This window comes from Streptomyces swartbergensis (assembly GCF_002148965.1).
GTDB lineage: Bacteria > Actinomycetota > Actinomycetes > Streptomycetales > Streptomycetaceae > Streptomyces > Streptomyces swartbergensis.
The window spans coordinates 1-7,030 of record NZ_NGFN01000414.1; the positions used below are offsets into that span (position 1 = coordinate 1).

The 7,030-nt window shown below is 72.1% G+C and carries 6 protein-coding genes; all 6 read left to right on the forward strand.

Features of this window, described 5'->3' with window-relative positions; translation table 11 throughout:
• Positions 1-830 (forward strand): 16S rRNA (adenine(1518)-N(6)/adenine(1519)-N(6))-dimethyltransferase RsmA (gene rsmA, locus CA983_RS38390; protein WP_086605339.1); only part of this gene is annotated, 830 nt, incomplete at its 5' end.
• Complete coding sequence (locus tag CA983_RS38395) at positions 827-1,726, forward strand: 4-(cytidine 5'-diphospho)-2-C-methyl-D-erythritol kinase (RefSeq protein WP_086605340.1); 900 nt, start codon at positions 827-829, stop codon at positions 1,724-1,726. The genes rsmA and CA983_RS38395, both read left to right, overlap by 4 nt.
• 90 nt (positions 1,727-1,816) lie before the next feature.
• Positions 1,817-2,602, forward strand: a complete 786-nt coding sequence (locus tag CA983_RS48525; protein ID WP_244207277.1) for an ankyrin repeat domain-containing protein — start codon at positions 1,817-1,819, stop codon at positions 2,600-2,602.
• Positions 2,603-2,677: 75 nt separating this feature from the next.
• On the forward strand, positions 2,678-3,037 hold the full coding sequence (locus tag CA983_RS48530) for a hypothetical protein (protein ID WP_244207278.1): 360 nt from the start codon (positions 2,678-2,680) through the stop codon (positions 3,035-3,037).
• A 71-nt stretch (positions 3,038-3,108) separates the two neighbouring features.
• Entirely contained in the window at positions 3,109-4,917 is a 1,809-nt protein-coding gene (locus tag CA983_RS38405) for an ABC-F family ATP-binding cassette domain-containing protein (RefSeq protein WP_086605341.1), read from the forward strand.
• A gap of 191 nt (positions 4,918-5,108) precedes the next feature.
• On the forward strand, positions 5,109-6,899 hold the full coding sequence (locus CA983_RS38410) for an outer membrane protein assembly factor BamB family protein (RefSeq protein WP_086605342.1): 1,791 nt from the start codon (positions 5,109-5,111) through the stop codon (positions 6,897-6,899).
• Positions 6,900-7,030: the final 131 nt, after the last annotated feature.

Genomic DNA, 7,030 nt, shown 5'->3' on the forward strand with positions numbered 1-7,030 from the left:
CGGCAGCCCTCGGCGTACGCCCCACCAAGCAACGCGGACAGAACTTCGTGATCGACGCGAACACCGTCCGCCGTATCGTCCGCACCGCACAGGTCCACCCCGACGACGTGGTCGTCGAGGTGGGACCGGGCCTCGGGTCACTGACGCTCGCCCTGCTGGAGGTCGCCGACCGCGTCACGGCCGTCGAGATCGACGACGTGCTCGCCGCCGCGCTGCCCGCGACCATCACGGCCCGCATGCCCGACCGCGCCGACCGGTTCGCCCTGGTCCACTCCGACGCGATGCACGTCACCGAGCTGCCCGGCCCCGCTCCGACCGCGCTGGTCGCCAACCTCCCCTACAACGTGGCCGTCCCGGTCCTGCTGCACATGCTCGAAGCCTTCCCGAGCATCGAACGCACCCTGGTCATGGTCCAGTCGGAGGTCGCCGACCGCCTCGCCGCCCCGCCCGGCTCGAAGGTGTACGGCGTTCCGTCGGTCAAGGCCAACTGGTACGCCGAGGTCAAGCGGGCCGGCGCCATCGGACGCAGCGTCTTCTGGCCGGCGCCCAACGTCGACAGCGGCCTGGTCTCCCTCGTCCGCCGGACCGAGCCGCTGAAGACGACGGCCTCCAGGCGCGAGGTGTTCGCCGTCGTCGACGCCGCCTTCGCCCAGCGCCGCAAGACGCTGCGGGCCGCGCTCGCCGGCTGGGCCGGGTCCGCCGCCGCGGCCGAGGCGGCCCTCGTCGCCGCCGGGGTCTCACCGCAGGCGCGGGGCGAGTCGCTGACGGTGGAGGAGTTCGCGCGGATCGCCGAGCACAAGCAGAACCAGCCCCAGGAGGAGTCCGCGTGAGCGTGACGGTTCGGGTCCCCGCCAAGGTCAACGTCCAGCTCGCGGTCGGCCCCGCCCGCCCCGACGGCTTCCACCCGCTGGCCAACGTCTTCCTCGCGGTCGGCCTCTACGACGAGGTCACCGTCACCCCGGCCGACGAGCTCCGCGTCACCTGCGAGGGCCCGGACGCCGGCCAGGTCCCCCTGGACCGTACGAACCTGGCCGCACRGGCGGCCGAAGCGCTCGCCCAGCGGTACGGCCGGACGCCCGACGTCCATATCCACATCGCCAAGGACATCCCCGTCGCCGGCGGCATGGCGGGCGGCAGCGCGGACGGCGCCGGCGCGCTGGTCGCCTGCGACGCGCTGTGGGGGACCGGCGCCTCCCGGGACGAACTGCTCGGCATCTGCGCCGAGTTGGGCAGCGACGTGCCGTTCAGCCTGGTCGGCGGGGCGGCGCTGGGCATCGGGCGGGGCGAGCAGCTGACGCCCCTGGAGGTCGGCGGCACCTTCCACTGGGTGTTCGCGATGGCCGGCCGCGGCCTGTCCACCCCGGCCGTCTTCCGGGAGTTCGACCGGCTCGGCGAGGGCACGGACATCCCCGAGCCCGTCGCCTCTCAGGAACTCCTCGCGGCCCTGGCGAAGGGCGACCCGGACGCGCTCGCCGCCGCCGTCTCCAACGACCTCCAGCCCGCCGCCCTCTCCCTCTTCCCGGAACTCGCCGGCACCCTGGCCACGGGCCGCGCCGCCGGCGCCCTCGCCGCCCTGGTCTCCGGCTCCGGCCCGACCACGGCGTTCCTCGTCCGCGACCCGGAGTCGGCGGCAGCGGTGGCGCAGGCGCTGGTGGCGTCCGGCACGTGCCGGACCGTGCGGACGGCGTCGGGTCCGGCACCCGGGGCGACGGTCGCCGGGCGTTGATCCCGTGCGGCGGCCGGTTCCCGGCGCTTGGGCTCCCCCGGTTGTTCTCGACAGAGGGGGCGCAGACGTGGAAGAACTGGTCACGGCCGTATGACGCGAGACGCGGACGAGGTCCGGGCCCTGCTGGAGTCCGGGGCCGACCCCGAGACCCTCGACGACGGCCTGCCGGTCCCGTGCCGGGCCGTCGCCGCCTATGACGAACCCGTCGCCGAAGCGCTGCTGGAGGCCGGCGCCGACCCCTTGCGCCGGCTGACCGACGGGAGCACCCCGCTGCTGCGGGCGGTGGACGGCGGGTCACACCATCTGACCTACGTGCTCGCCTGCCACCGGGTGCCGCTGCCGGCGCCGGAGCGCGAAGAGCTGCCGGCCCGCGCCCGGCACTGGGTGGAGACGGGCGTGGAGGCGGAGCTGCGCCGGCACACCGGCCTGACGGGGCCCGTCGACCGGGTCCGGGTCGAGGACGACGAGGTCGGCTGGTGGTGTGAGCAGCTCACGCTCGGCGACCTGACCGTACGCGGCGAGCACCGGGCGGTCCTCACCAGCATGGAGGAGCGCTACGGCGTCCGTACCCCGTTCGACGAACTCGTCGCGCGGGCCCTCGCACACCCCGACCGGGACCACGTCGTGTGGTCGGACGTGGTGTTCACACTCGGCCGCCGGTTGGACGAGGAGACCTGGCAGTGGACCAGGGACCTGCTCAACCGCCCCGACCGGCTGCACCGCCTGCTCGCCGCCGACGTCCTGCTGTTCCTGATCCTCGGAGATCCCATCAAGGGAGCCGACCCGTTCTGGGACCGAGGGAGGGAGCTCGGCTCGTGCCCTGGGCCGAACAGGAGCAGGACCCGGAAGTGCCGGCGGTCATCCTCCAGGCGATGACCCACGACAGCGCCCCGGAGATCGAGGCCGTCGGCCTGTCGCTCCTCGCACATCCGGACCCCAGGGTGCGCGCTGGTGACGGACGCCCTGGGGCACTCCGAGGACGGCCGGTCCCAGGTCGGCCCCGAGAGCCTCACCGCGGTGCTCACCCTGGCCCGCGACGAGGACCCCGGCGTACGCGAGGCGGCGGGCCGCTGGCTGGCTCACCACCGGGGGCCCGGCCCCGAGGTGGGGGACGCGCCGGTCGCGCTCACCCATGACGAGCGGCAGCCGATCCGCACCTGCGCCGTGTCCGGACTGGCCTGGCGCGACGACCCGCGCTGTGTGGAGGCCGAGCACCGGATCGGCTCCGTCGACGCAGAGCTGCCGTTCGACGAGAGGCTGATGGACGTGTGGCGGTACCAGCGCCGCCGGGAAGCCGCCGAGCACTCCTGAACACCCCGGCCGGAGCACCCCGCCGCCCGACTACCCTGGAGGGTCGATCCACCCCCCTCGTCAGGAGAGAAATGGCCGTCAACCTGGTCAATGTCGAGAACGTCAGCAAGGTGTACGGCACCCGTGCCCTGCTCGACGGCGTCTCCCTCGGCGTCTCCGAAGGGGAACGCATCGGCGTCGTGGGCCGCAACGGCGACGGCAAGACCACGCTGATCCGGATGCTCGCCAGGCTGGAGGAGGCCGACACCGGGCGCGTCACGCACTCCGGCGGTCTGCGCATCGGCGTGCTCACGCAGCACGACTCCCTCGACCCGGAGGCCACCGTCCGCCACGAGGTCATCGGCGACATGGCCGACCACGAGTGGGCGGGCGTCGCCAAGGTCAGGGACGTCCTGACCGGCCTGTTCGGCGGGCTCGACCTGCCGGGGTTCCCCAAGGGGCTCGACACCGTCATCGGCCCGCTGTCCGGCGGTGAGCGACGCCGCATCGCGCTCGCCAAGCTGCTCATCGAGGAGCAGGACCTGCTCGTCCTCGACGAGCCCACCAACCACCTCGACGTCGAGGGCATCGCCTGGCTCGCCCGGCACCTCCAGAACCGCCGGTCCGCGCTCGTCTGCGTCACCCACGACCGCTGGTTCCTCGACCAGGTCTGCACGCGCATGTGGGACGTCCAGCGCGGAGACGTCTACGAGTACGAGGGCGGCTACTCCGACTACGTCTTCGCCCGTGCCGAGCGCGAGCGCATCGCCGCCACCGAGGAGGTCAAGCGGCAGAACCTCGTCCGCAAGGAGCTGGCCTGGCTGCGGCGCGGCGCACCCGCCCGTACGTCCAAGCCGCGCTTCCGCGTCGAGGCCGCCAACGAGCTCATCGCGGACGTACCGCCGCCGCGGGACAGCAGCGAGCTGATGAAGTTCGCGTCCACGCGGCTCGGCAAGACCGTGTTCGACCTGGAGGACATCACGGTCCAGGCGGGCCCGAAGGTCCTCCTCAAGCACGTCACCTGGCAGCTCGGGCCGGGGGACCGGATCGGTCTCGTCGGCGTCAACGGCGCCGGGAAGACGTCCCTGCTGCGGGCCATGGCCGAGGCGGCCCGGACCGACGGCGAGGTCCAGCCGGTGGGCGGGCGCATCCGCGTCGGCAAGACCGTCAAGCTGGCCTACCTCTCCCAGGAGGTCGCCGAACTCGACCCGGCCACGCGCGTGCTGGAGGCCGTGCAGCAGGTGCGTGAGCGCGTCGACCTGGGCAAGGGCCGGGAGATGACCGCCGGGCAGCTGTGCGAGACGTTCGGCTTCACCAAGGAGAAGCAGTGGACGCCGGTCGGGGACCTGTCCGGCGGTGAGCGGCGGCGGCTCCAGCTGCTGCGGCTCCTCATGGACGAGCCCAACGTCCTCTTCCTCGACGAGCCCACCAACGACCTCGACATCGAGACGCTGACGCAGCTGGAGGACGTGCTCGACGGCTGGCCCGGCTCGATGATCGTCATCTCTCACGACCGGTTCTTCATCGAGCGCACCACCGACCGGGTGTTCGCGCTGCTCGGCGACGGCACGCTGCGGATGCTGCCGCGCGGCATCGACGAGTACCTGGAGCGGCGGCAGCGCATGGAGGAGGCCGCGGCCGCCTCGACGCCCGCCGCGGCGCCGCGGACCACCGCCCCGGAGAAGAGCGCCGCCGACCAGCGCGCCGCCAAGAAGGAACTCCAGAAGATCGAGCGGCAGCTCGACAAGGTCTCCGAGAAGGAGACCAAGCTGCACGCCCGGATCGCCGAAAACGCCACGGACTTCTCGAAGGTGGCGGAACTGGACGCCGAGCTGCGCGAGTTGGCCGGGCAGCGCGAGGAGCTGGAGATGCGCTGGCTGGAACTCGCCGAGGACGCGTGAAGGGCGCGTGAAGGCGCATAACGACGGCATCACGGGCCGGTCCGCCCTTGGGAACAGGGGGTGAGACGGCCCGGTCGCTGTCGGAACCTGGTGATACAAAGAGTCGTCTTAGAACTTTATGAAGCGACTCTGAGTCCATTTCGTATCTCAGGGTGTGGCTAAAAATCAGTGATCGAACGGGGGAGCCGCTGATGACTCAGCCGCCCAGTCCGCCGCCGCACGGTGGCTTCGGAGCACCGCAGGACCAGCCGCCGCAGGGCGGTGGCTTCGGGGCACCGCAGACTCCGCCACCGCCGCAGGGACCGCCCCAGACGCCGCCGCCCCCGCAGGGGCCGCCGCAGCCTGGATACGGCTATCCCCAGCAGCCTCCGCAGCAGCCCGGGCCGTACGGGCAGCCGGGGCCGTACAACTCCGGTCCCTACGGCCAGCCGCAGCAGCCGGGTCCCTACGGCCAGCCGCAGCCGCCCGGTCCGTACGGCCAGCCCGGTTACGGCTACCCGCAGCAGCCGCACCACCCCGGCGTGCCCGGCACCCCGCCCGGGGGTGGCTCCGGCAACCCCTTCAAGGGCAAGCCCGCCATGATCATCGGCGCCGCCGTGGCCGCGCTGCTCGTGGTCGGCGCCACCGTGTGGGCGGTCACCGGCGGCGACGACGGCAAGGGCAAGAAGAAGCCGGTCGCCCAGCCGACCAGCGACGGCAAGCCCGGCGCCTCCGCCCCGGCCAACCCCGGTGACGGCAGCGGCGACGGCGGCGAGGACCCGGAGAACCTCAACGAGGGCCGCCAGGCGGGCGAGGCGAAGGTCCTCTGGTACAAGGAGGCACCCGACGCGCCCGGTTCCGGCGCCGACGCCCCCGGCATGTGGATCACCGACAAGGCGGCGGTGAAGGCGGCGTACAAGCAGCTCTTCGCCTACAACGTCGGTGACGGCAAGCCGGCCTGGGACGCGATCACCTTCCCGCAGAAGATCTGCGCGACCACCCCGCAGAAGACGTCCGACGACAAGATCGTCGTCGCGTACATGAGCGGCAGCAGCGACCGCGCCAAGTGCAACCAGCTCCAGGAGGTCGACCTCGCCACGGGCGAGAAGGGCTGGAAGGAGGAGGTCGGCGACGGCGCCTTGTTCGACTCCACGCTCTCCGTCGAACTGTCCATCACCGGCAAGACGCTGATGGTGGGCCGCTCCCAGTCCGGCACGGCCTACGACGTCACCGACGGCGACAAGCTCTTCGACCACAAGCGCTACGGCAGCGCCTGCTTCCCCTCCGCGTTCGCCGGCGGCGACCGCCTGATCGCCGTCGCCTCCTGCGGTGCCGGTACCGACAAGGAGCACGACGAGGTCCAGGAGCTCGACCCGAAGACCGGCAAGGTCCGCTGGACCCAGCCGTTCGACAAGGGCTGGCGGGTCGCGCGCACCTACTCGGTCAGCCCGCTGGTCGTCTACAGCACCAACAAGGACAAGAAGGCCTGGAACATCTCCACCTTCACCTCCGGCGGCAAGTTCCGCTCGCAGGTCGGCTTCGACGAGGACTTCGCCCCCGAGTGCGGCTGGGCCATCCTCGAACGCGACCTCCAGGGCTGCCAGGGCGTCGCCGTCGACGACACCACGCTCTACCTCCCGACGGAGGCGACCACCGGCGCCAACGAGATCGTCGCGGTCAACCTCGCCGACGGCAAGGAGAAGTGGCGGGTGAAGTCCCCGGCCGACGAGTCGATGCTGCCCATGAAGGTCGAGGGCGGCAAGCTCATCGCCTATGTGCAGCCGTCGTACGACGCGGGCGGCCAGATCGTGTCCATCCCGACCGGCGGCAGCAGCCACAAGCCGGTCAAGCTGCTCCAGAACCCGCAGGGCGCCGCGGACATCGAGAACGGCTTCTTCTCCAAGGACACCGACTGGGTCGACGGGCGCTTCTACATCTCGACCACGCGGCTGAGCGGAAACGACGACACCAAGGAGAAGTTGATGCTCGCCTACGGCAAGTGACTCTTCCCCCTTCGGACATCCCGCCTCTTCGTCGCCGCCCCCTTCCCCGAGGTGCTCACGTCATGACCCAGCCGCCGCCTCCGCCGTCCCAGCAGCCCCCGCCCGGGGGAGGCTTCGGGCCGCCCCAGGAC

Bases quoted from the DNA above. Each gene is read 5' to 3' on its own strand.
- CA983_RS48525 (WP_244207277.1), top strand. From the start codon at position 1,817: ATGACGCGAGACGCGGACGAGGTCCGGGCCCTGCTGGAGTCCGGGGCC.
- CA983_RS38405 (WP_086605341.1), top strand. From the start codon at position 3,109: ATGGCCGTCAACCTGGTCAATGTCGAGAACGTCAGCAAGGTGTACGGC.
- CA983_RS38410 (WP_086605342.1), top strand. From the start codon at position 5,109: ATGACTCAGCCGCCCAGTCCGCCGCCGCACGGTGGCTTCGGAGCACCG.